General features: G+C 59.6%; 20 protein-coding genes and 1 other RNA gene. 11 read left to right on the top strand and 10 right to left on the bottom strand.

All coding sequences use genetic code 11. The features are described from left to right. Positions 1–72: 72 nt before the first annotated feature. The 5 genes from carA to grpE all read right to left on the bottom strand — a co-directional run bounded on the left by carA (position 73) and on the right by grpE (position 6,289). On the bottom strand, positions 73–1,209 hold the full coding sequence (gene carA, locus KW846_RS11475) for a glutamine-hydrolyzing carbamoyl-phosphate synthase small subunit (protein ID WP_007973130.1): 1,137 nt from the start codon (positions 1,207–1,209) through the stop codon (positions 73–75). 259 nt (positions 1,210–1,468) lie between these two features. After that, positions 1,469–2,272 carry a 4-hydroxy-tetrahydrodipicolinate reductase gene (gene dapB / locus KW846_RS11470; protein WP_007973131.1) on the bottom strand — a complete coding sequence of 268 codons (804 nt, stop codon included), beginning with the start codon at positions 2,270–2,272 and terminating at the stop codon, positions 1,469–1,471. Between the two features lie 10 nt (positions 2,273–2,282). Beyond that, complete coding sequence (dnaJ, locus tag KW846_RS11465) at positions 2,283–3,407, bottom strand: molecular chaperone DnaJ (protein ID WP_007973132.1); 1,125 nt, start codon at positions 3,405–3,407, stop codon at positions 2,283–2,285. Between the two features lie 296 nt (positions 3,408–3,703). Beyond that, on the bottom strand, positions 3,704–5,620 hold the full coding sequence (gene dnaK, locus KW846_RS11460; protein WP_007973133.1) for a molecular chaperone DnaK: 1,917 nt from the start codon (positions 5,618–5,620) through the stop codon (positions 3,704–3,706). 102 nt (positions 5,621–5,722) lie between these two features. Next, a complete protein-coding gene (gene grpE / locus KW846_RS11455; RefSeq protein ID WP_007973134.1) occupies positions 5,723–6,289 on the bottom strand; it encodes a nucleotide exchange factor GrpE in 567 nt (188 codons plus the stop codon). A 240-nt stretch (positions 6,290–6,529) separates the two neighbouring features. Between grpE and recN the strand changes: the two genes are divergently transcribed. Continuing rightward, positions 6,530–8,203: a DNA repair protein RecN gene (recN, locus tag KW846_RS11450; protein ID WP_218482315.1), complete on the top strand. Its 1,674-nt coding sequence runs from the start codon at positions 6,530–6,532 to the stop codon at positions 8,201–8,203. Positions 8,204–8,385: 182 nt separating this feature from the next. Here the strand turns inward: recN and fur are convergent, their stop codons facing one another. Further along, a complete protein-coding gene (gene fur / locus KW846_RS11445; RefSeq protein ID WP_003197684.1) occupies positions 8,386–8,790 on the bottom strand; it encodes a ferric iron uptake transcriptional regulator in 405 nt (134 codons plus the stop codon). A gap of 97 nt (positions 8,791–8,887) precedes the next feature. On the opposite strand from fur, the gene KW846_RS11440 reads away from it, so the two are divergent. Beyond that, positions 8,888–9,415: an outer membrane protein assembly factor BamE gene (locus tag KW846_RS11440; RefSeq protein ID WP_218482314.1), complete on the top strand. Its 528-nt coding sequence runs from the start codon at positions 8,888–8,890 to the stop codon at positions 9,413–9,415. Between the two features lie 61 nt (positions 9,416–9,476). Here the strand turns inward: KW846_RS11440 and KW846_RS11435 are convergent, their stop codons facing one another. The 3 genes from KW846_RS11435 to KW846_RS11425 are packed head-to-tail and all read right to left on the bottom strand — an operon-like array spanning position 9,477 to position 11,629. Beyond that, positions 9,477–9,791 (bottom strand): RnfH family protein, encoded by a 315-nt coding sequence (locus tag KW846_RS11435; RefSeq protein ID WP_218482313.1) that lies wholly within the window; start codon positions 9,789–9,791, stop codon positions 9,477–9,479. Beyond that, on the bottom strand, positions 9,784–10,218 hold the full coding sequence (locus KW846_RS11430) for a type II toxin-antitoxin system RatA family toxin (RefSeq protein ID WP_046038689.1): 435 nt from the start codon (positions 10,216–10,218) through the stop codon (positions 9,784–9,786). The genes KW846_RS11435 and KW846_RS11430 overlap by 8 nt, the downstream gene beginning before the upstream one ends. A gap of 7 nt (positions 10,219–10,225) precedes the next feature. Then, the gene (locus tag KW846_RS11425) at positions 10,226–11,629 is read right to left on the bottom strand and encodes a sodium-dependent transporter (RefSeq protein WP_218482312.1); all 1,404 of its coding nucleotides are present in this window, start codon (positions 11,627–11,629) and stop codon (positions 10,226–10,228) included. Positions 11,630–11,747: 118 nt separating this feature from the next. On the opposite strand from KW846_RS11425, the gene smpB reads away from it, so the two are divergent. Further along, positions 11,748–12,230 carry an SsrA-binding protein SmpB gene (smpB, locus tag KW846_RS11420; RefSeq protein ID WP_007973144.1) on the top strand — a complete coding sequence of 161 codons (483 nt, stop codon included), beginning with the start codon at positions 11,748–11,750 and terminating at the stop codon, positions 12,228–12,230. A 116-nt stretch (positions 12,231–12,346) separates the two neighbouring features. Here smpB and KW846_RS11415 read toward each other — a convergent pair whose 3' ends face one another. After that, a complete protein-coding gene (locus KW846_RS11415; RefSeq protein WP_007973145.1) occupies positions 12,347–13,114 on the bottom strand; it encodes a GntR family transcriptional regulator in 768 nt (255 codons plus the stop codon). A 261-nt stretch (positions 13,115–13,375) separates the two neighbouring features. Between KW846_RS11415 and KW846_RS11410 the strand changes: the two genes are divergently transcribed. From KW846_RS11410 to ssrA, 8 genes are all read left to right on the top strand, one after another. Continuing rightward, positions 13,376–15,070: a lactate permease LctP family transporter gene (locus tag KW846_RS11410; RefSeq protein ID WP_007973146.1), complete on the top strand. Its 1,695-nt coding sequence runs from the start codon at positions 13,376–13,378 to the stop codon at positions 15,068–15,070. A 151-nt stretch (positions 15,071–15,221) separates the two neighbouring features. Then, a complete protein-coding gene (locus KW846_RS11405; protein WP_218482311.1) occupies positions 15,222–16,046 on the top strand; it encodes a (Fe-S)-binding protein in 825 nt (274 codons plus the stop codon). Then, positions 16,043–17,497: a LutB/LldF family L-lactate oxidation iron-sulfur protein gene (locus tag KW846_RS11400; protein WP_218482310.1), complete on the top strand. Its 1,455-nt coding sequence runs from the start codon at positions 16,043–16,045 to the stop codon at positions 17,495–17,497. The genes KW846_RS11405 and KW846_RS11400 overlap by 4 nt, the downstream gene beginning before the upstream one ends. Then, entirely contained in the window at positions 17,497–18,168 is a 672-nt protein-coding gene (locus KW846_RS11395) for a lactate utilization protein (RefSeq protein ID WP_116580918.1), read from the top strand. The genes KW846_RS11400 and KW846_RS11395 overlap by 1 nt, the downstream gene beginning before the upstream one ends. Continuing rightward, complete coding sequence (locus tag KW846_RS11390) at positions 18,165–20,975, top strand: FAD-binding and (Fe-S)-binding domain-containing protein (protein WP_218482309.1); 2,811 nt, start codon at positions 18,165–18,167, stop codon at positions 20,973–20,975. Before KW846_RS11395 ends, KW846_RS11390 begins: the two co-directional genes overlap by 4 nt. A 189-nt stretch (positions 20,976–21,164) precedes the next feature. Continuing rightward, a complete protein-coding gene (locus KW846_RS11385; RefSeq protein WP_007973159.1) occupies positions 21,165–21,440 on the top strand; it encodes a hypothetical protein in 276 nt (91 codons plus the stop codon). 173 nt (positions 21,441–21,613) lie between these two features. Beyond that, a complete protein-coding gene (locus tag KW846_RS11380) occupies positions 21,614–21,892 on the top strand; it encodes a hypothetical protein (RefSeq protein ID WP_007973162.1) in 279 nt (92 codons plus the stop codon). A 94-nt stretch (positions 21,893–21,986) separates the two neighbouring features. Continuing rightward, positions 21,987–22,380: a transfer-messenger RNA gene (ssrA, locus tag KW846_RS11375) on the top strand. Positions 22,381–22,565: the final 185 nt, after the last annotated feature.

The following is a 22,565-nucleotide window of genomic DNA, read 5'->3' as shown; positions in this document are numbered from 1 at the left end:
TCAATCTCTGAAGCCTTGAGGGGGCCGCCGGTGCGGGGCCACCCTCAAGCTTTGCTACATCAAGGCGAGCGATCAGCGTCGCTTGGCCATCTCGTTGATGAAGCGATCGAACAATGGCGCTACGTCGTTCGGGCCAGGGCTGGCTTCCGGGTGACCCTGGAAGCTGAAGGCGCTCTTGTCGGTACGCTCGATCCCTTGCAGGGTGCCGTCGAACAGCGATTTGTGGATCGCACGAACGTTGGCCGGCAGGGTGGCTTCGTCCACGGCAAAACCGTGGTTCTGGCTGGTGATCATCACCACACCGGTGTCCAGGTCCTGGACCGGGTGGTTGGCACCGTGGTGACCGTGACCCATTTTCAGGGTCTTGGCACCGGAGGCCAGGGCCAGCAGTTGGTGACCGAGGCAGATACCGAAGACCGGGATCTCGGTTTCCAGCACGTCCTTGATCGCCTGGATCGCGTAGTCGCATGGCTCCGGATCACCAGGGCCGTTGGACAGGAACACGCCGTCCGGCTTCAGCGCCAGCACATCGGCAGCTGGCGTCTGGGCAGGCACCACGGTCACGCGGCAACCGCGCTCGACCAGCATGCGCAGGATGTTCACCTTGACGCCGTAGTCGTAGGCAACCACGTGGTACGGCAGCTCGGACGCGTCGATGGTCGCGTGGCTGTCGGTTTTCAGGTCCCAGACAGTCGAACGCCATTCGTAGCTGTCCTTGGTGCTGACAACCTTCGCCAGATCCATGCCTTTCAGGCCAGGAAAACCCTGGGCGGCGGCGATGGCGGCTTCTTCGGAAATGTTGTCACCGGCCATGATGCAGCCGTTCTGCGCACCTTTTTCACGCAGGATGCGCGTCAGGCGGCGGGTGTCGATACCGGCGATGGCCACAACATTGTTGGCCTTCAGGTAGTCGGACAGGGACATCGTGTTACGCCAGTTGCTCGCCACCAGAGGCAAGTCACGGATGACCAGGCCAGCGGACCAGACGCGGTTGGACTCGGCGTCTTCCGGCGTGGTGCCGGTGTTGCCGATGTGCGGGTAAGTCAGGGTAACGATCTGTTGGGCGTAGGAAGGATCGGTAAGGATTTCCTGATAGCCGGTCATTGCGGTGTTGAACACCACCTCACCAACGGTCTGACCGTCGGCTCCAATGGCTTCGCCGCGAAAAATGCTGCCATCAGCAAGGGCGAGTATGGCTGGCTTAGTCAAGAAGACCTCCCGTAAATAAAGCCTGAAAGGGCGATCGCAGGTTGTAAAAAAGCGGAGTGACGTATGGACACGTCACCCCGCTTCTTCACTGAATTATTCTGCGCGCTTTTAGTGGACACACTAAAGCTGTAGCTTACAGAAAAAGGCTTTTTCGGTCTACCGCCAATGAGCCTTAAAGACTGGAGAATGCGACAGGACGTCGCCTGGCGGAACAAAACCGGGCTCAAACGCGGTGCGCGAGCCCGATTTCGGGTGCATCTTAACGCAGATCGAGCACGTCTTGCATGTCGTAAAGACCAGGCTCGCGCCCGTCCAGCCACAATGCAGCACGTACCGCGCCCTTGGCGAAGGTCATGCGACTGGACGCCTTGTGGGTGATCTCGACACGCTCGCCGTCGGCGGCGAACAGCACGGTGTGATCACCGACGATGTCGCCGGCACGCACAGTGGCGAAACCGATGGTTTCACGATCACGCGCACCGGTCTGGCCTTCACGGCCATACACCGCCACTTTCTTCAGGTCACGACCCAACGCATCGGCAATCACCTCACCCATGCGCACGGCAGTGCCGGACGGCGCGTCGACTTTATGCCGATGGTGAGCCTCGGTGATTTCGATATCGACATCGTCACCCAGTACGCGAGCGGCCGTGTCGAGCAGCTTCAGGCACAGGTTGACCCCGACACTGAAGTTGGCCGCGAAGACAATCGGAATGTCCTTGCCCGCTTCCGCCAGCAACTGCTTTTCTTCGACACTGAAACCCGTGGTCCCGATGATCATGGCCTTGCCGTGTTTACGGCAGAAAGCCAGGTTCTTCAGGGTCACCGTCGGGTGCGTGAAGTCGATCAGCACGTCGAACTCGTCGACCACCCGATCCAGATCGCCGGACAGCGGCACGCCGATGCGACCGATAGCCGCCAGCTCACCGGCATCCGCACCGACCAGCGTGCTGTCAGGACGATCCACTGCCGCCGTCAACCCGGCGCCTGGCGCCTGCTGCACCGCTTCAATCAGGGTCTTGCCCATGCGCCCGGCGGCGCCCATCACTGCTATACGTCGCATGCCTGTCTCCTTACAAATCGCCGAAGAAGCGTTTCACGCCTTCGAACCAGCCAGTGGTTTTCGGCGAATGGCTGTTGTCGTCCGCCAGCGAACTGCGGAATTCCTCGAGCATTTCACGCTGGCGACGGCTCAGGTTGACCGGCGTCTCGACCGCCACACGGCACATCAAGTCGCCCGCACCACCGCCACGCACAGGCGCGACACCCTTGCCACGTACACGGAACTGCTTGCCGGTCTGGGTCCCCTCGGGGATCTTCAACTTGACCCGACCATCAAGGGTCGGAATCTCCAGCTCGCCACCCAGCGCAGCATCGACGAAGCTGATCGGCACTTCGCAGAACAGGTGCTTGCCATCACGCTGGAAGATCGAGTGCTCGCGCACGTTGATCACCACGTACAGATCGCCGGTCGGGCCACCCTGTGCACCCGCCTCGCCTTCGCCGGACAAACGAATGCGGTCACCGGTATCGACGCCGGCCGGCACTTTCACCGACAGGGTCTTGTACTCTTCGACGCGACCTTCGCCGTGGCAGGAATCGCACGGATCGGAAATGATCTTGCCCTGGCCATGGCAACGCGGACAGGTCTGCTGCACCGAGAAGAAGCCTTGCTGCATGCGCACCTGGCCGATACCGCCGCACGTCGGGCAAGTCACCGGCGAAGAACCTTTCTTGGCACCTGAGCCATCGCACGGCTTGCAATTGACCAGCGTCGGTACGCGGATATTCACGGTCGTGCCGCGTACCGCTTCTTCCAGGTCCAGCTCCAGGGTGTAGCGCAAGTCACTGCCGCGCTGAGCGCCACCACGGGAACCGCCGCGACCGCCACCGAAAAAGTCACTGAAGACATCGCCGAAGATGTCGGAGAAGTTCTGACCACCGAAACCGGCACCGCCGCCACCCATGCTCGGGTCGACACCGGCATGGCCGTACTGGTCGTAGGCCGCGCGCTTGCTGGAATCCGATAGCACTTCGTAGGCCTCGTTGGCCTCCTTGAACATCTCTTCCGACGCTTTGTCATCAGGATTACGGTCCGGGTGGTGCTTCATCGCCAGGCGACGGTAAGCCTTTTTCAGGTCCGCTTCGCTTGAGCCACGCTCAACACCCAACACTTCGTAATAGTCACGCTTTGCCATAAGTCTTTGCACTCTTGAGGACGTCCGGCAAAACCCTCCTGAGTCTGCCGAACTCGTTGAGCCCCAATACAGGCCCGGACCCAACTCACGTCAATTCAACGATCCTGGTCTTTGATTCGATGCGGTACTTTCAGCTCGAAAAGCAGGAGCATTTCCGGCCATACCGCCAGCACGCGAACGCTGTCGCATACTGTAAAAATTCGCGTATTCCAGATACGCCAACGCGGGAGCAAGCTCCCGCGCGGCGACATCCTACCAGTCACCGCCTAAAGGCAGTCAACCGGCCGACCAACAACTTACTTGTGGTCTTTGACTTCTTCGAACTCGGCATCGACAACGTCGTCAGCCTTCTCAGCCGATTCGCCCTGCGGTGCAGCGCCTTCAGCAGGCTGAGCCTGTTCGGCATACATCTTCTGCGCCACTGGAGCGGAGACTTTCGACAGCTCTTCAACCTTGGCGTCGATAGCGGCCTTGTCGTCGCCTTTGACGGCGGCTTCCAGGGCAACTACGGCAGCTTCGATTGCAGTCTTCTCTTCTGCAGTCACTTTATCGCCGGCATCGGTCACCATTTTGCGCGTCGAGTGAACCAGTGCGTCGCCCTGGTTACGGGCAGCAGCCAGCTCTTCGAACTTGCGGTCTTCCTCGGCGTTAGCCTCGGCATCACGCACCATGCGCTCGATTTCCTCGTCGGACAGACCGGAGTTGGCCTTGATCACGATCGACTGAGTCTTGCCGGTGGCCTTGTCCTTCGCACCTACGTGCAGAATGCCGTTGGCGTCGATGTCGAAGGTCACTTCGATCTGAGGCACGCCACGTGGAGCTGGTGGAATGTCGGCCAGGTCGAACTTGCCCAGGGACTTGTTCTGTGCGGCTTGCTTACGCTCGCCCTGCAGCACGTGAATAGTCACGGCGCCCTGGTTGTCGTCGGCGGTCGAGAACACTTGCGATTTCTTGGTAGGAATCGTGGTGTTTTTCTCGATCAGCGCAGTCATCACGCCACCCATGGTTTCGATACCCAGGGTCAGCGGGCTGACGTCGAGCAGCAGAACGTCTTTCACGTCACCGGCCAGTACCGCGCCCTGGATGGCAGCACCCATGGCAACCGCTTCGTCCGGGTTGACGTCTTTACGTGCTTCTTTGCCGAAGAACTCGGTGACCAGCTTCTGAACCAGTGGCATACGGGTCTGACCGCCCACCAGAATCACGTCGTTGATCGCGCCAACGTCGATACCAGCATCTTTCATTGCGATGCGGCAAGGTTCGATGGTGCGCTGAACCAGGTCTTCCACCAATGCTTCCAGCTTGGCGCGGGAGATCTTCACGTTCAGGTGCTTAGGACCGGTGGCGTCTGCAGTGATGTACGGCAGGTTCACGTCGGTCGACTGGCTCGAGGACAGTTCGATCTTGGCTTTTTCAGCGGCTTCTTTCAGGCGCTGCATGGCCAGCGGGTCACCCTTGAGGTTCATGCCGCTTTCTTTCTTGAATTCGTCGACGAGGTAGTCGATCAGACGAATGTCGAAGTCTTCACCGCCCAGGAACGTGTCACCGTTGGTGGCCAGTACTTCGAACTGGTGCTCGCCATCGACTTCAGCGATCTCGATCACGGAAACGTCGAAAGTACCACCGCCCAGGTCGTAAACGATCACGGTGTGATCGCCCTTGGCCTTGTCCATACCGTAAGCCAGAGCAGCAGCGGTTGGTTCGTTGATGATACGTTTTACGTCCAGACCGGCGATGCGGCCGGCGTCTTTGGTCGCCTGACGCTGGCTGTCGTTGAAGTAGGCCGGAACAGTGATCACCGCTTCAGTCACGGTCTCGCCGAGGTAGTCTTCGGCGGTCTTCTTCATTTTCTTCAGGATTTCAGCCGAGATTTGTGGCGGCGCCATTTTCTGGCCGTTCACTTCAACCCAGGCGTCGCTGTTGTCAGCCTTGACGATCTTGTAAGGGACCATCTGGATGTCTTTCTGCACGACTTCTTCGTCGAAACGACGACCGATCAGACGCTTCACCGCATACAGGGTGTTGTGCGGATTGGTCACAGCCTGACGCTTGGCCGACTGGCCAACCAGGATTTCGCCATCGTTGGCGTAAGCGATGATCGACGGCGTGGTACGCGCGCCTTCAGCGTTTTCAATAACTTTGGCCTTGCCGTTTTCCAGCACGGAGACGCAGGAGTTGGTAGTCCCCAGGTCGATACCGATAATTTTGCCCATGTTCACTCTCCCGAAACTTTGGATTTGGTTGCCGCAGCAGTGGTGGCTAACTGCGGTAGCACTTAAACGCTTGACTTATAAATGGGGGCCTTGCGGCGGATTTCAAGCCTGCTCGTCAATCGAAGGCGAAACCGGCGCAGGCGCCTTGCTGACCACGACCATCGCCGGGCGCAGCAGGCGACCATTGAGCTGATAGCCCTTCTGGAACACCTTCAGAACGCTGTTCGGCTCGACATCGGCGCTCTCTTGCATGGCCATCGCCTGATGGTGAACGGCGTTGAACGGTTCGCCATGCGGGTCGATCGCTTCAAGCTGATAACGCTTGAGAGTGTCGTGGAACATTTTCAGGGTCAGTTCGATGCCTTCGCGCATCGGACGGATGCTTTCGTCGTCCGGGCTGGACAGCTCCAAGCCGCGTTCCAGACTGTCGACGATCGGCAGCAGGTCGCCGGCGAATTTTTCCAGCGCGAACTTGTGAGCCTTCTCCACATCCTGCTCGGCGCGACGGCGGACGTTCTGCAGATCGGCGGCTACACGCAAAGCCTGATCCTGAGCGCCTGCCAGTTGCTCTTCGAGCACTTGTACACGAGCCGCCAGGTCTTCACCCGAAGCCTCGGGCGCCTGGTTGGCGTCTGGGTTTTGCGTATCCACTGTCTGTTCGTCAGCCATAGATTTCTCCTTTCAATATCGTCCGCGAGCTCAACTCGCGCTTCTGCCCAGCTATATGGGGCCGCAAAATCCGGCTTCAAGGGGCGCCGATGATTAACCCTACAAAAAACAATCGCATTGTCATGCCGGCTCGCGATAAGGGATTGGCCGGACCGATCGAATCGAGCTAACGAGGGGCATTGTCAGCCAGAAACAAAACACTGTATAAATAACCAGACCTAACACCTGGGAGCGGCCCATATGCTGGTGCACCTGTCCGTACACAACTACGCCATCGTTGAACATCTCGATCTCGAACTCGATCGCGGGATGAGCGTGATCACCGGGGAAACCGGCGCGGGCAAGTCGATCATGCTCGACGCGCTGGGCCTGACCCTGGGCGATCGTGCCGACAGCGGCGTGGTCCGCCCGGGCGCCGACAAGGCCGATATCCTGGCCACCTTCGATCTGGCCGACATTCCGGAAGCCAGCGCCTGGCTGGCCGAACGCGACCTCGAAAACGACGGCCCGTGCATCCTGCGCCGGGTGATCACATCCGAAGGTCGCTCGCGTGGCTACATCAACGGCACGCCCTGCCCGCTTGGCGATCTCAAGGCGCTGGGCGAGCTGCTGATCGACATTCACAGCCAGCACGAACACCAATCCCTGCTCAAGACCGATACCCACCGTCGCCTGCTCGATGAATATGCCGGCGCGACGGACCTTGCCCGCCAGGTTCAACTGGCCGCCCAACGCTGGCGTCAGACCCGCCAGGAACTGGAGCGGCTCTCCAACTCCGGCGACGAGCAACGTGCACGTCATCAATTGCTCAGCTATCAACTCGAAGAACTGGAAAACCTTGGCCTCGGCGACAACGAGCTCGAGCAGCTGGAACAGGAACACAAGAACCTGACCAACGCCGAAACCCTGCTGGGCATTTGCCGGCAAGTCGTCGAACAATGCAGCGAAAGTGATTCCGGGAATGTCCTCAACGCCCTCACCGCCAGCCTCAACCGCCTGTCGAGCGTGAACAGCTCGATCGGCGCCCTGGGCGAAGCCAGCAGTTTGCTGACCAGCGCACAGATCCAGGTTGAAGAGGCCGTGGGCGAACTTAACCGCTTCCTCGACAATTTCGATGCCGACCCATCGCGCCTTCAATACCTGGAAGAACGCCTCGATGCGATCTACACCCTGGCGCGCAAACACCGCATCCAGCCAACTGAAGTGGCCGAGATGCAGCAGAAACTGCTGGATGAAATCGAGACCCTGAACGCCAACGACGAATCCATCGAGCGCCTGAGCGATGAACTGTCGTCCTATGCCCAGCACTATCAGGAAAAGGCCCGGGAGCTGAGCGATCTAAGGCATCAAGCTTCGAACAGCCTGGCCAGCGCCGTGGAGCAGGAAATCCAGCGACTGGGCATGCCCGGTGGCCGCTTCACCATTGAACTGCGCCCGAACAGCGGCAACGAACTGCTGCCGAACGGGCTCGAACAGGTAGAACTGCTGGTCAGCGCCAACCCCGGCCAGCCACTGAAGGCCCTGGCGAAAGTGGCGTCCGGCGGCGAACTGTCGCGGATCAGCCTGGCGATTCAGGTGATCACCGCACAGACCTCCCGTGTACCGACCCTGGTGTTCGACGAAGTCGACGTCGGCATTGGCGGCCCGACCGCAGAAATCGTCGGCCAGTTACTGCGCAGGCTCGGCGAGCGTGGGCAGGTGCTGACCGTGACCCACCTGCCGCAAGTGGCAGCGCAAGGTCATCAGCATTTATTTGTGCATAAAGTGCGCGGCGAAGATGCCACCCGCACGGCGGTTTCCAAACTGAGCAAAAACGAGCGCGTCGAAGAAGTCGCGCGAATGCTGGGCGGCATAGACCTGACCAAGGAATCCCTGGCGCACGCCAAGAAAATGGTCGTCACCGCAAAAATCTGAAGCGCCCCCCTGTAGGAGCTGCCGCAGGCTGCGATCTTTTGACTTTGCCCTTTCTAAAAGCACAGATCAAAAGATCGCAGCCTGCGGCAGCTCCTACAGAAACCTTGTGCACCGCAGAAAGCACGAAGGCGACCCTGGGGTCGCCTTCGCTCGTTTCGCGAACGGAAGTTCGCGCGACATGCTTACTTTTTCTTGCGCACGTACAGCACCAGATTGTGATCAACCATCTCGAAGCCATACTTGTCGACGATTGCTTTCTGAAGCCGCTCGATTTCTTCGTCGAAGAATTCGATCACTTCGCTGGTTTCGACGTTGACCATATGGTCGTGATGCTTCCCGTCGTCCAGTTCGAAGACCGCGTGGCCTCCGTCGAAGTTGTGCCGCACCACAAGGCCAGCTGCCTCGAACTGGGTCAGAACACGGTAAACCGTGGCCAGACCGACGTCCTCACCAGCCTCCATAAGGGCCTTGTAGACATCCTCGGCACTCATGTGGCGTTGCTCGGCGGAATCGAGCATTTGCAGAATTTTGACCCGTGGCAGGGTCACTTTGAGGCCGGCTTTGCGTAGTTCGCTATTTTCAACCATGGTCAGCTTTCTCGCGATGCTGCTTCGCAGCTTCTCTTAATGCGGGTATGATCGGCGTTTACGTTGTCCCAGCCAAGATAGTGGAAGTCGCCCACCGATGCAAAACACCAAGCTCTTGCTAACCAGTTTCACCTTTGTGGGACTGCTCGCACTCGCCGGTTGTTCATTCCCCGGGGTTTACAAAATCGACATCCAGCAGGGCAATGTCGTCACGCAGGACATGATAGACCAGTTACGCCCGGGAATGACCCGCAAGCAAGTACGGTTTATCATGGGCAACCCTCTGCTGACTGACACGTTCCATGCCGATCGCTGGGATTATCTGTACAGCTTGCAACCGGGTGGCGGTGAACGCCAACAGGAACGCATCAGCGTTATCTTCAACCCAAATGATCAGCTTGTCAGCCTCTCTGGTGATTTCATGCCAGGCGTGAGCCGTGACGAAGCCATTCTCGGCAAGGACAGCGGCACGACAGTGGCTGCCCCGACAGAAAACGTCGAGAAGCCAAAACCGGAAAAGCCGGTCAAGCCAGGTTCGTTGCTGGACCAGATCCAGAAAGACGTCGACGGCGTAGAAACCGTGCCGGTCCCGACGCCGCAACCACTGGACACCTCGCCGCAATAATTTGCGACGCAATAAAAAGCCCGGCATGCCCGGGCTTTTTATTGTCTGGCGTTCAAGCCACTCACTGATTCCGCGCTTTGGCCTCGGCCGCTTTTGCCGCGCGCAGTCGGCGTACCTCTTTCGGGTCGGCCAACAGGGGTCGGTAGACCTCGATACGATCCCCGGCCTGAACAGGCCGACGCTCTGGATCGGCTACAACCTTGCCGAAGATCCCTACGGGACAATTGGCCAGATCCAGCTCCGGAAACTCCCCAGCCAGGGCGGACCCAAGCAAGGCTGCCCGCACGCTCGTCCCGACCGGCACCGTCAGCGTCAGCAGCACCTGACGGTCCACGGCCGCGTAGACCACCTCGATTTCAATCATGACCTCAACCATGTATCTGCTTGGCACGCTGGCAGAACGCATCCACCAGGGTGTTGGCGGCCTGATTGAACAGCGGCCCCAAGGTGGCACGAACCAGTGGCCCGGCATAATCGAACGACAGATCGAGGCTGATCTTGCAGGCTTTGTCAGTCAGCGCCTTGAATACCCAGATGCCATGCAATTGGGTGAAAGGACCCTCTTCGAGGTTCATTTCGATCGACTGCCCGGGAACCAGGGTGTTGCGCGTGACGAAATGCTGGCTAAGGCCGCCCTTGGCCACCCCAACGCTCGCCCGCATATGCTCGGGTGAGCTCTCCAGGACTTCGGCCGACGAGCACCACGGCAGAAACTCCGGGTAGCGCGCCACGTCGTTGACCAGGTCATACAGCGCTTGTGCCGGGTACGGCAGCAAGGCCGAACGTGAAATGTGTGTCGTCATGTCAGCGTCACTTCCACAGCTGGGCGGCAAACACTACGAGGATGCCGATGGGCGCCACATAGCGCATCAAGAACAAGGACAGACCAAACAGCGCCGGGTTGCGAATCGACAACTCGTCGCGCACCGCTTCACGCCCCATGATCCAGCCCGCAAACACCACGAAACACAAACCGCCAAGCGGCAACATGATTCGCGAGGTGAAGAAATCGATCACGCCAAAGAAATCGAGACCACCGATTGCTCCCCATTGGTAGAGGTGGAACATCCCGCCTTCGCTCACGAAGAACTTGGCCTCCTTCCAGATATTGAAGGAGAACACCGTGCCCAGGCCGACGAACCAGCAGCTGAAAGCCAGCCAGAAGGTGACCCACGCACGACTCACTTTAGTGCGCTCCACCAGATAGGCCACCATCGGTTCTAGAAGGGAAATCGCCGAACTCCAGGCGGCGACCGCCACCAGCACGAAGAACACCACCCCCATCAACTGCCCGAACGCCACGTTGCCGAAGGCAAACGGCAGGCTGACGAACATCAGCCCCGGCCCTTCGCTCGGGTTCAGGCCCGCCGCGAAAACAATCGGAAACAATGCCAGGCCGGCCACCAGGGAAACGAAGGTGTCGAGCAGCGCCACACCAACGACAGTCCCCGATATCGACGAGCTCTTCGGCATGTAGGCGCCATAGATCATGATCGAGCCGACGCCCACGCTCAGGGAAAAGAACGCATGCCCCATCGCGGGCAACAAGCCGTCCAGAACCTTTTCCGGGTGGAAGTCGAACATGAAATGCACGCCTTCCATGAAATGACCGGTGGTCATGCTGTAGCCCAGCAGCACCAGGACCATCACGAACAACAACGGCATCATGATGCGCAGACTGCGCTCAAGCCCGGCGACCACACCCTTTGCGATCACCACCGCCGACAGCAGCATGAAAATCGTGTGCCAAAGTGTCAGGCGCCAGGGGTCGGCAATGACATTGCCGAAGTAAGCCCCCACCTGATCCGCCGTCACTCCCTGAAAATCGCCACGCCCCATGTCGATGATGTAATCCAGCGACCAGCCGCCCACCACACTGTAGAACGACAGGATCAGCAACGCCGTGATCATTCCGGCAAATGCCCCCCAGGACCATTTGCCCGAGTGCCCCGCCTCGACCGCCAGCGCCTTCAAGGCATTGGCCGGGCTCTGTCGTGCACGCCGACCGATCAGCGTTTCGGCCAGCATGACCGGCACGCCAATCAGCGCGATGCAGGCCAGAAACATCAGCACGAAGGCACCGCCGCCATAGACGCCGACCATGTACGGGAATTTCCAGATACTACCCAGCCCCACGGCCGAACCGGTCGCGGCGAGTATGAAGACCCAGCGGCTAGCCCAACTGCCGTGGACAGAAACCTTGTCTGTCGACATCGTTATCACGCCCAAGCGTTCAAAAAAGAGGCCGCATTGTCCGGGATTCAATCAACCTGCTCAAGCACGTAGCAACCCCGTAGCCGACTCTGTTGTAACTCCCTATAATGCCGCCCCTATGGCTAAACAGAAGAAACACCCAACAGGGACCATCGCGCAAAATAAAAAGGCGCGACACGATTACTTCATCGAGCACAAGTTCGAGGCTGGTCTGGTCCTGGCCGGCTGGGAAGTAAAAAGTCTGCGGGCAAGCAAGCTGCAACTGGTTGACAGTTATGTCCTGCTCAAGGATGGCGAAGCCTGGCTGCTCGGCAGCCACATTACGCCCCTGACGACCGCCAGCACCCACGTCATCGCCGACCCGGTGCGCAGCCGCAAGCTGCTGCTCAACCGTCGCGAGCTGGACAAGCTGTCCGCTGCGGTGCAACAAAAGGGTTACGCCTGCGTGTGCCTGTCCTGGTACTGGAGCAAGCACATGGTCAAGTGCGAGATCGCCTTGGGCAAGGGCAAGAAGGAATACGACAAGCGCGACACCGAGCGCGAACGCGACGCGGGTCGCGAGTTGCAGCGCGCGGTGCGCAACAAGGGCAAGGAAGACTGATTTTTCTGCCCGAGTTTCGCGGCGTCAGCGAAAAGATCGCAGCCTTCGGCAGCTCCTACATTGGAATGCGCTCCCTGTAGGAGCTGCCGCAGGCTGCGATCTTTTGCTTCAAAAGGTCACATCCCCTTGCGCCGTTCCGCCCGGGCCACGCGCTGCACTTCCTGACGCACTTCTTCCAGCACCTCCTGCACATACAGAATGTGCCGGCTGGAAACTTCCCGCGCCTGCTCCGCGCGCCCTTCGATAATCGCCTGGTACAACTCCCGATGCTGCGTGATCAGCATGTCGCGGGTTTCAGTGCGCTGCTTGTACATGCCGCCGATGTTGGTCACCACGTTGCGCTTGAGCAAGTCGAACAGCCCGCGGATGGTATGCAGCAGCACGGCATTGTGGCTGGCCTCGGCGATCGCCAGGTGAAAGCTTGCGTCCGCGGCCCCCTCTTCGGCACGGCTCACCTCTTCGTGGCGCGAATAGCAGTCCTGCAACTTGTTGAATGCCGCGGTCAGCCGCTCGCGATCCACATCAGTGGCGCGCAACGCCGCGTAGTAGGCGCAGGACGCTTCCAGCGTATGGCGAAACTCGAGCAGGTCGCGCTGCGCCTCGGGGTTGCTTTCCAGCAGCTGCAACAAGGGATCACTGAAGGTGGTACCCAGTGATTCCACCACATAGTTGCCGCCGCCCTGGCGACTGACCAGCAACCCCTTGGCGGTCAGCTTCTGAATGGCTTCACGCAACGAAGGGCGGGACACGCCAAATTGTTCGGCCAACGCGCGCTCGGCCGGCAAGCGCTCTCCGGCCTTCAGCGTGCCCTCGAGAATCATGCCCTCAAGCTGCTCGACAATATCGTCAGACAAACGGCGCTGACGAATCTGATCAAACCCCATAACTCGATTTCTCCACGATCCGACGACTCGCCGGGGCTCTATTCTGGCCTATCGGCGCCGCGCCAGCACCTGCCACAACGCATTTGGTCATACCAGACGGACGACCTGCGCACTTTGCATTCGACAAAAGTTTTAGGGCGGCAAATTGACACACCACCTACAAGGCTTTTACCCTAGCCAACAGCGATTGTAAATTGGTCTTACCAATTATCCAAGAACGCTGATCAGTGCCTGACCAACAACAATTAGGGGCCACCCCATATGCAAACCTGGCAACAGCTCTATACCCCGCTCGGCAGCCTCGGCCTGTCCGCACTCGCCGCCGTCATCCCCATCGTGTTTTTCTTCCTGGCCCTGGCGGTGTTCCGCCTCAAAGGGCACGTGGCCGGCAGCATCACCCTGGCGTTGTCGATCCTGGTGGCGATCTTCGCTTTCCAGATGCCGGTCGATATGGCGCTCGCCGCCGCCGGGTATGGCTTCGCTTATGGCCTGTGGCCGATTGCCTGGATCATCGTGGCAGCGGTATTCCTCTACAAACTGACGGTCAAGAGCGGCCAGTTTGAAGTCATCCGCAGTTCGGTCCTGTCGATCACCGATGACCAACGCTTGCAGGTGCTGCTGATCGGCTTCTGCTTCGGTGCTTTCCTGGAAGGTGCCGCCGGTTTCGGCGCGCCGGTGGCGATTACCGCCGCACTCCTTGTAGGGCTGGGCTTCAACCCGTTGTACGCCGCTGGCTTGTGCCTGATCGCCAACACCGCGCCGGTGGCCTTCGGCGCCCTCGGCATTCCGATCATCGTGGCCGGGCAAGTGACCGGTATCGACGCCTTCAAGATCGGCGCCATGACCGGCCGCCAACTGCCACTGCTGTCGCTGTTCGTACCGTTCTGGCTGGTGTTCATGATGGACGGCCTGCGCGGCGTGCGGGAAACCTGGCCAGCAGCGCTGGTGGCCGGTTTGAGCTTTGCCGTGACCCAGTACTTCACTTCGAACTTCATCGGCCCGGAACTGCCGGACATCACCTCGGCCCTGGCCGCACTGATCTCCCTGACCCTGTTCCTGAAAGTCTGGCAACCAAAACGCGCCGCTGGCCAGCACATCGTCGGCGCTGTCTCGGCCTCCGTGGTAAGCGCCAGCGTCGGTGGTTTCGGCCAGAAACGCACAACAGTGGCTTCGCCCTACAGCCTTGGGGAAATCTTCAAGGCCTGGTCGCCGTTCCTGATTCTCACCGTACTGGTCACGATCTGGACCCTGAAGCCGTTCAAGGCGATGTTCGCCGCTGGCGGCTCGATGTACAGCTTCGTGTTCAACTTTGCGATCCCGCACCTTGATCAAATGGTGATCAAGGTCGCGCCGATCGTGGCGACGCCAACGGCTATTCCGGCAGTGTTCAAACTCGACCCGATTTCTGCCACCGGCACAGCGATCTTCTTCTCGGCGCTGATCTCGATGCTGGTGCTGAAGATCAACGTCAAAACTGGTCTTACCACTTTGAAGGAGACCTTCTACGAACTGCGCTGGCCGATCCTGTCCATCGGCATGGTGCTGGCGTTCGCCTTCGTCACCAACTACTCGGGCATGTCCTCGACCATGGCACTGGTACTGGCGGCGACAGGCGCGGCGTTCCCCTTCTTCTCGCCGTTCCTCGGTTGGCTGGGCGTATTCCTCACCGGCTCCGATACTTCGTCCAACGCCCTGTTCAGTTCGCTGCAAGCGACCACCGCACACCAGATCGGTGTCAACGACACCTTGCTGGTGGCGGCGAACACCAGCGGCGGCGTGACCGGCAAGATGATCTCGCCACAATCGATCGCCGTGGCCTGCGCCGCGACCGGCCTGGTGGGCAAGGAATCGGATCTGTTCCGCTTCACCCTCAAGCACAGCCTATTCTTTGCAACGATTGTCGGCTTGATCACCCTGGCTCAGGCCTACTGGTTCACCGGCATGCTGGTGCACTAAGGACTACAAGCAAATCGGTAAAAACCGACGCCGGGCCACGCCCCCGGCGTCCGCAATTCACACCCCGGTCTGTAAGGCTGCTGAAAGCTTCCGGCTCTATATTCAGCGGCCTCGACAGACGAATAACCGGGACCACCCGGAGACACGCCTGATGAGCGAGCTTTTTTACAACGCTGTGCCGAATGCGACCCGTGTCGCCCCGCCGCTGCCCGAGCCTCGGCAATACCCCAGCGAGAAACCGTCACGGGTCTACCTGTTCGGAACCTGCGTGGTCGATTTGTTCTACCCCGAAGCCGGGATGGACGCGATCCACCTGCTGGAGCGCGAAGGCATTCGTGTCGAGTACCCGCAAGGGCAAAGCTGCTGCGGACAACCGGCCTACACCTCGGGTTACACCGAACAGGCACGGACCGTGGCGCGCTCGCAACTGGCGCTGTTCGCCGGGGATTATCCGGTGGTGGTGCCGTCAGGCTCTTGTGCCGGGATGTTGCGCGAACACTATGCCGACTTGTTCAAGGACGAGCCGGACACGTTGAAACAGGTTCAGGCGCTGGCTGCCAGAACCTATGAACTGGCCGAGTTCCTGCTGTTTGTCTGCAAGGTGCAGTTCAAGGACAGCGGTGAGCCGGTGAAAGTGGCGCTGCACACTTCGTGTTCGGCACGCCGCGAAATGAACACCCACCTGCACGGCCGCGAGTTGTTGTCGCAGTTGAGCAATGTGGAACGGGTCAATCACGATCACGAAAGTGAGTGCTGTGGCTTTGGCGGAACATTTAGCGTCCGTATGCCAGACATTTCCGGCGCGATGGTGGCTGACAAGACCCGGGCGTTGAAGGAATCCGGCGCGCACAAGGTATTGAGTGCCGATTGCGGCTGCCTGATGAACATCAACGGCTCATTGGAAAAACAGCAGGAAGCGTTGCGCGGTCAACATCTGGCCAGCTTCCTCTGGCAGCGTACCGGAGGTGCCCGATGAGCACCTCCACGATTATTCCTACGGTTGCCGTAGAAGAAGATTTCCGCACCCGCGCCCACAACGCGCTGGGCGACGCGCAATTGCGAGGTAACTTTCGCAAGGCGATGGATTCACTGATGACCAAACGGGCAGCGGCGTTCAGCGATGCCCATGAAAGAGAACACTTGCGCGCACTGGGCAATGCAATCCGTGCCCGCGCGCTCTCCAAGTTGCCCGACCTGCTCGAGCAACTGGAACAGAACCTGACCCGCAACGGTGTGACAGTGCACTGGGCGGAAACGGTGGACGAAGCCAATGGCATCGTCCTCTCGATCATCCGCGCTCACGAGGGGCGGCAAGTGATCAAGGGCAAATCGATGGTCAGCGAAGAAATGGAGATGAACCATTTCCTGGCTGACCGGGGCATTGAATGCCTGGAATCGGACATGGGCGAGTACATCGTCCAGCTCGACCACGAGAAGCCTTCACACATAATCATGCCGGCGATCCACAAGAATGCCGGTCAGGTCGCGTCCTTGTTCCACGACAAACTTGGGGTGGAATACACCAAGGACGTTGACCAACTCATTCAGATCGGTCGCAAGGTCTTGCGGCAGAAATTCTTCGAAGCGGACATCGGCGTTTCCGGCGTCAACTTCGCCGTGGCCGAAACCGGCACCCTGCTGCTGGTGGAAAACGAAGGCAACGGGCGCATGACCACCACCGTACCGCCCGTGCACATCGCCGTCACCGGTATCGAAAAAGTCGTGGAAAACCTGCGCGACGTGGTACCGCTGCTGTCGCTGCTGACCCGCTCGGCCCTGGGCATCCCGATCACGACCTACGTCAACATGATCTCCGGCCCGCGCAAGGCACATGAACTCGACGGTCCGCAGGAAGTGCACCTGGTACTGCTCGACAATGGTCGCAGCCAGGCCTTTGCCGACAGTGAATTGCGCCAGACCCTGAACTGCATCCGCTGCGGTGCCTGTATGAATCATTGCCCGGTGTATACCCGAATCGGCGGCCATGCCTATGGCGAGGTTTACCCCGGCCCTATCGGAAAAATCGTCACCCCGCACATGGTCGGCCTGGCGAAAGTCCCGGATCACCCGAGCGCTTCTTCGCTGTGCGGTGCCTGCGGCGAAGTGTGCCCGGTAAAAATCCCGATCCCTGCGTTGCTGCGGCGCCTGCGCGAAGAAAACGTCAAGGCCCCGGACAGCCCCCATCAAGTGATGCGTGGTCAGGGCAGCAAGTATTCGCGCAAGGAACGGTTCCTCTGGAATGCCTGGGCGAAGCTCAACAGTTCGCCGACGCTGTATCGCCTGTTCGGCTTCTTCGCCACCCGTTTGCGCGACCTCACGCCGAGCAATGTCGGCCCGTGGACGCAAAACCACAGCGCACCGAAACCCGCCGCCCGCTCACTGCATGACATGGCCCGCGAGCACTTGGCCAAACAGGGAGACCGCTGATGAGCGCCAAGCAAAATATCCTCGCCAAACTGCGTAAAAGTCTGACAGGCACCACGCCGGTGGCCGACAACTTTGATGTCGATCTGGTGACCCAGCCTTACACCTACGCGCCTGAGCAACGCATTCCACAGCTGCGCAAACTGATGGAAGCGGTGCACACGGAAATCCACCTGACCTCCGGTGAAGAGTGGCCGGTGCTGTTAGCGCAATTGCTGCGGGATCGCCAGTTGCCCAGCCTGCTGATCGCACCGACAACACCCCACGGTCAACGCATCACACAGCACTGGGCGAATAATCCCGATCTGCCGACGCTCAAGGCCTACGACCGCCCGGTCGAAGAATGGAAAGCCGAGCTGTTCAACGACACCCCGGCGAGCCTGACCGGCAGCCTCGGTGCCATCGCGGCAACCGGCAGCCTGATTATCTGGCCGACCCGGGAAGAACCGCGCTTGATGAGCCTGGCGCCACCGGTGCATTTCGCCCTGCTCAAGGCCAGCGAAATCCGCGACAACTTCTATCAGGTGCAACAGGAGTTCGAATGGGCCCAGGGCATGCCGACCAACGCGCTGCTGGTGTCCGGCCCGTCGAAGACCGCCGACATCGAGCAAGTGCTGGCGTACGGCGCCCACGGTCCGAAAGACCTGGTGGTGTTGATCCTGGAGGACCAATGAGTCTACCGGCCGCTTTCCTGCGAGATGCACAGCAACTGATTCCACAAGAGCGACGTTTCGACGACCCGCTGTCGACCCTGGCCTTCGGCACCGATGCCAGTTTCTATCGGTTGATTCCGCAACTGGTGATCCGCGTCGAATCCGAAGACGAAGTCGTGGCGCTGCTGCAACTGGCGCAACGCGATCAGGTGCCGGTGACCTTCCGCGCCGCCGGTACCAGTTTGTCCGGCCAGGCGATCAGCGACTCGGTGCTGATCGTGCTGGGGGACAACTGGAACGCGCGCGAGATCCGCGACCAGGGCACACAAATCCGCCTGCAGCCGGGTGTGATCGGCGCCCAGGCCAACGCCTGGCTGGCGCCGTTCGGACGCAAGATCGGCCCGGACCCGGCCTCGATCAACGCCTGCAAGATCGGCGGCATCGTCGCCAACAACGCCAGCGGCATGTGCTGTGGCACGGCGCAAAACACCTATCACACCCTGGCGGGCATTCGTCTGGTGCTGGCCGACGGCAGTCGTCTCGACACTGAAGATGCCGCCAGCGTCGCGGCGTTTCGCCAAAGCCATGCCGCGTTGCTGGAGCGTCTGGCGACGCTGGGTCGCGAGACCCGCGCCAACGCTGATCTGGCTGCGAGAATCCGCCACAAATACCGTCTGAAAAATACCACTGGCCTGTCGCTCAATGCCCTAGTGGATTTCGACGAGCCTGTGGATATCTTGAGCCACTTGCTGGTGGGCTCCGAGGGCACGCTCGGGTTCATCAGCGCGGTGACCTACGACACGGTGATCGACCACCCGAACAAGGCCACGGCCCTGATTGTCTTCCCGGATGTCGAGACCTGCTGCAACGCGGTCACCGTACTGAAAAGCCAACCGGTGTCGGCCGTGGAACTGCTGGACCGGCGCAGCCTGCGCTCAGTGCAGGACAAACCCGGCATGCCGTCTTTCGTACAGCATCTGTCGAACAATGCCTGCGCCTTGCTGATCGAATCCCGCGCCGCTTCGTCCGCCCTGCTGCACGAACAACTGGCGCAGATCATGGCGTCGCTGCAGGCGTTCCCGGTGGAAAAGCAGGTCGACTTCACGGAGGACCCACGGGAAAACGCCCGTCTCTGGGCCATCCGCAAAGACACCTTCCCCGCCGTCGGCGCGGTGCGCAAGACCGGCACCACGGTGATCATCGAAGACGTCACCTTCCCGGTCGAACAACTGGCCATCGGCGTCAATCGCCTGATCGAGCTGTTCGACAAACATCACTACGATGAAGCGATCCTTTTCGGACACGCACTGGAAGGCAATCTGCACTTCGTCTTCACCCAAGGCTTCAACAACACGGAAGAAGTCGCACGCTATCAGGCGTTCATGGACGACGTGGCGCAACTGGTGGCGGTGGAGTTTGGTGGCTCGCTGAAAGCCGAACACGGCACCGGACGCAACATGGCGCCCTTCGTCGAACTGGAATGGGGCAGCGATGCCTACCGGTTGATGTGGCAACTCAAGCGTCTGCTCGATCCAAACGGGATTCTCAACCCGGACGTGGTGCTCAGCGAAGATCCGCAGATCCACCTCAAGCACCTCAAGCCCTTGCCGGCCGCCGACGAGATTGTGGACAAGTGCATCGAATGCGGCTTCTGCGAACCGGTCTGCCCATCGAAGGGCCTGACCCTGAGCCCACGCCAACGCATCGTGATCTGGCGCGACATTCAGGCGCGAAAACGCGCCGGCATCGATACCACCGAACTCGAAGCCGCGTACGAATACCAAGGCATCGACACCTGCGCCGCCACCGGCCTGTGCGCGCAACGTTGCCCGGTCGGCATCAACACCGGCGAACTGGTGAAAAAACTCCGTAGCCGCACGGCAACCCATACGAAAACCGCCAACTGGCTTGAAGGCAATTTCGCCACGGCGCTACAAGGGGCGCGGTTCACCCTGCACGTCGCCAATGGCGCACGGATGTTGTTGGGCGCGCCACGCCTGGCAAAACTCTCGGCTACATTGACGAAGCTGTCCAAAGGTCAGGTCCCGCAATGGACCAACGCCATGCCGCAGCCGGAAAAAGCCATCCGCTTCAGTCCTGCCGTGTCGGACGAACGCCCTCGGGTGGTGTACCTGGCGGCGTGTGTGTCGCGGGTCATGGGGCCGGCGGCGGGGGATAAAGAGCAGGTGTCGTTGTACGACAAAACCCGCGGGCTGCTGGAAAAGGCCGGTTACCAGGTGGTCTTCCCGGACAATCTGGACAACCTCTGCTGCGGCCAGCCATTCGCCTCCAAAGGCTACGCCGAACACGCCGAACACAAACGCCAGGAACTGATCGGCGCCTTGCTGCACGCCAGTCGCGGCGGGCTCGACCCGATCTATTGCGACACCAGCCCCTGTACGTTACGGCTCACTCAAGACCTTGGCGACGTTCGACTGGACCTCTACGATCCGGTGCGTTTCATCCGCACGCACCTGATGGATCGCCTCGACTTCACACCACAGGAAGCACCGATTGCGGTGCACGTCACCTGCAGCACCCAGCACCTTGGCGAAAGTCAGGCGCTGATCGATCTGGCGCGCAAATGCAGCAAAAACGTGGTCATTCCTGAAGGCATTCACTGCTGCGGCTTCGCCGGCGACAAGGGCTTCACCACGCCGCAGTTGAATGCCCATTCGCTGCGCACCCTCAAGGACGCGGTGCAACAATGCAGCGAAGGCATCTCCACCAGCCGCACCTGTGAGATCGGTTTGACGCAACATGGCGGCATTGATTACCACGGTCTAGTCTATCTGGTGGACCGCGTTACCCAGGCTAGGGTGCCCTGATAGAAGGACCCAAGGAAGGTGCATAGATGTACCTACTTGCCGGAATCGATAGCTCCACAGTAAAAAACAGAACCCTGAGGTGCCACCGCAGTCCACTGATCAAGTCCCGCCAATGCGGGACTCTCCCAACACTCGGTAGCTCGATTTGATGGCCAGCAATGCCTGGCCCTTCAGCTCAAGGAGATACACATGAATCGTTCTGTGCTGTTAGGTTTGTTTATTACTGCCTCTATGCTCGCCTCCCCCTCGTTTGCCGCAGAAAAAGATCAGTGCGCGGTCAATCTGCAAACCATCGAAAACGCAAAGGCACAGATTCCTCCGGAAATGGTTGACCAGGTAAAAGCCTCCGTCGAGCAAGCCGAAGCCGACCATGCAAAAGGCACCAAGCAGGGCACTGATGATTGCATCGCCGAGACCAACGACGTCATCAAGGCCCTCACCGACGCGAAAAAAGGCGGGAAGTAATCCGATACGAAGCAAAACAAAACCCGCCAACGGCGGGTTTTTTTGCATCCGGGGTCTGGGAATGTGTAACCGCCCGCATCGAGGGAAAAGCTTGGCACGCTGTCTGAAAAAACCGAATTCTTGTGTTGAATCGTAGTCTTTGAGGTAGGCCCCATCCGTTCAAGGTGATATCCATGAAGCGCACCACACTCGCTGGTCTGTTCATTTCCGCTGCAATGCTGGCCTCCCCTGCATTTGCTGCGGACAACAACCTGTGTACGAGCAAGCTGCAAGAGCTCAAAGGCAAAGTGAACGCGCTGCCGGCGACCTCCGGAAGCACCGCCATGGAGATCAAGAGACTGATGTCCAGCGCCGAAGCCTCACAAGCCTCCGGAGACGACACAAAATGCGTCACCGAAGCCACCCAGGCATTGGCACTCGCTGACAAACAGAGCAACCAGCCAAACCCATGATGTGTGGTGGCCTACCTTCGGGTTGGCCTTCTGAGTCGTGTTGACGTACACTGTGCAGGCTTGTTGCTCACTTGATTCACAGAGCACCAGGCTCGGGGCCGTTTAGGATTCGACGCCGGTTGCGAAACTTTAGGTGCATGCCGAGTTGGTAACAGAACTCGTAAATCCACTGTTGCAACTTCCTATAGTTGCCAATGACGAAACCTACGGGGAATACGCTCTCGCTGCGTAAGCAGCCTTAGCCCTTCCCTCCTGGTACCTTCGGGTCCAGCAATCATCAGGGGATGTCTGTAAACCCAAAGTGATTGTCATATAGAACAGAATCGCCGTGCAGTACGTTGTGGACGAAGCGGCTAAAACTTACACAACTCGCCCAAAGCACCCTGCCCGTCGGGTCGCTGAGGGTTAACTTAATAGACACGGCTACGCATGTAGTACCGACAGCGGAGTACTGGCGGACGGGGGTTCAAATCCCCCCGGCTCCACCACTTTTACATCTAAAGACGTCCAAGGGCGTCTTTTTTTGTGCCTGAATTCCAGCAAAATCAAGTCTTTAGGGTCCATTGGCGTCCATGGACGTCCGCCACAATCCGCGACATCGGGTATTCCAGATGGTATTCCAAGCCCTTCAGTGGTAATTTTTGGAATACCAATTGATATCATGGAACACCTC

Source organism: Pseudomonas sp. PDM32 (assembly GCF_019219225.1).
Lineage (GTDB): Bacteria > Pseudomonadota > Gammaproteobacteria > Pseudomonadales > Pseudomonadaceae > Aquipseudomonas > Aquipseudomonas laurylsulfatiphila.
This window is presented reverse-complemented; position numbering and strand designations above follow the sequence as displayed.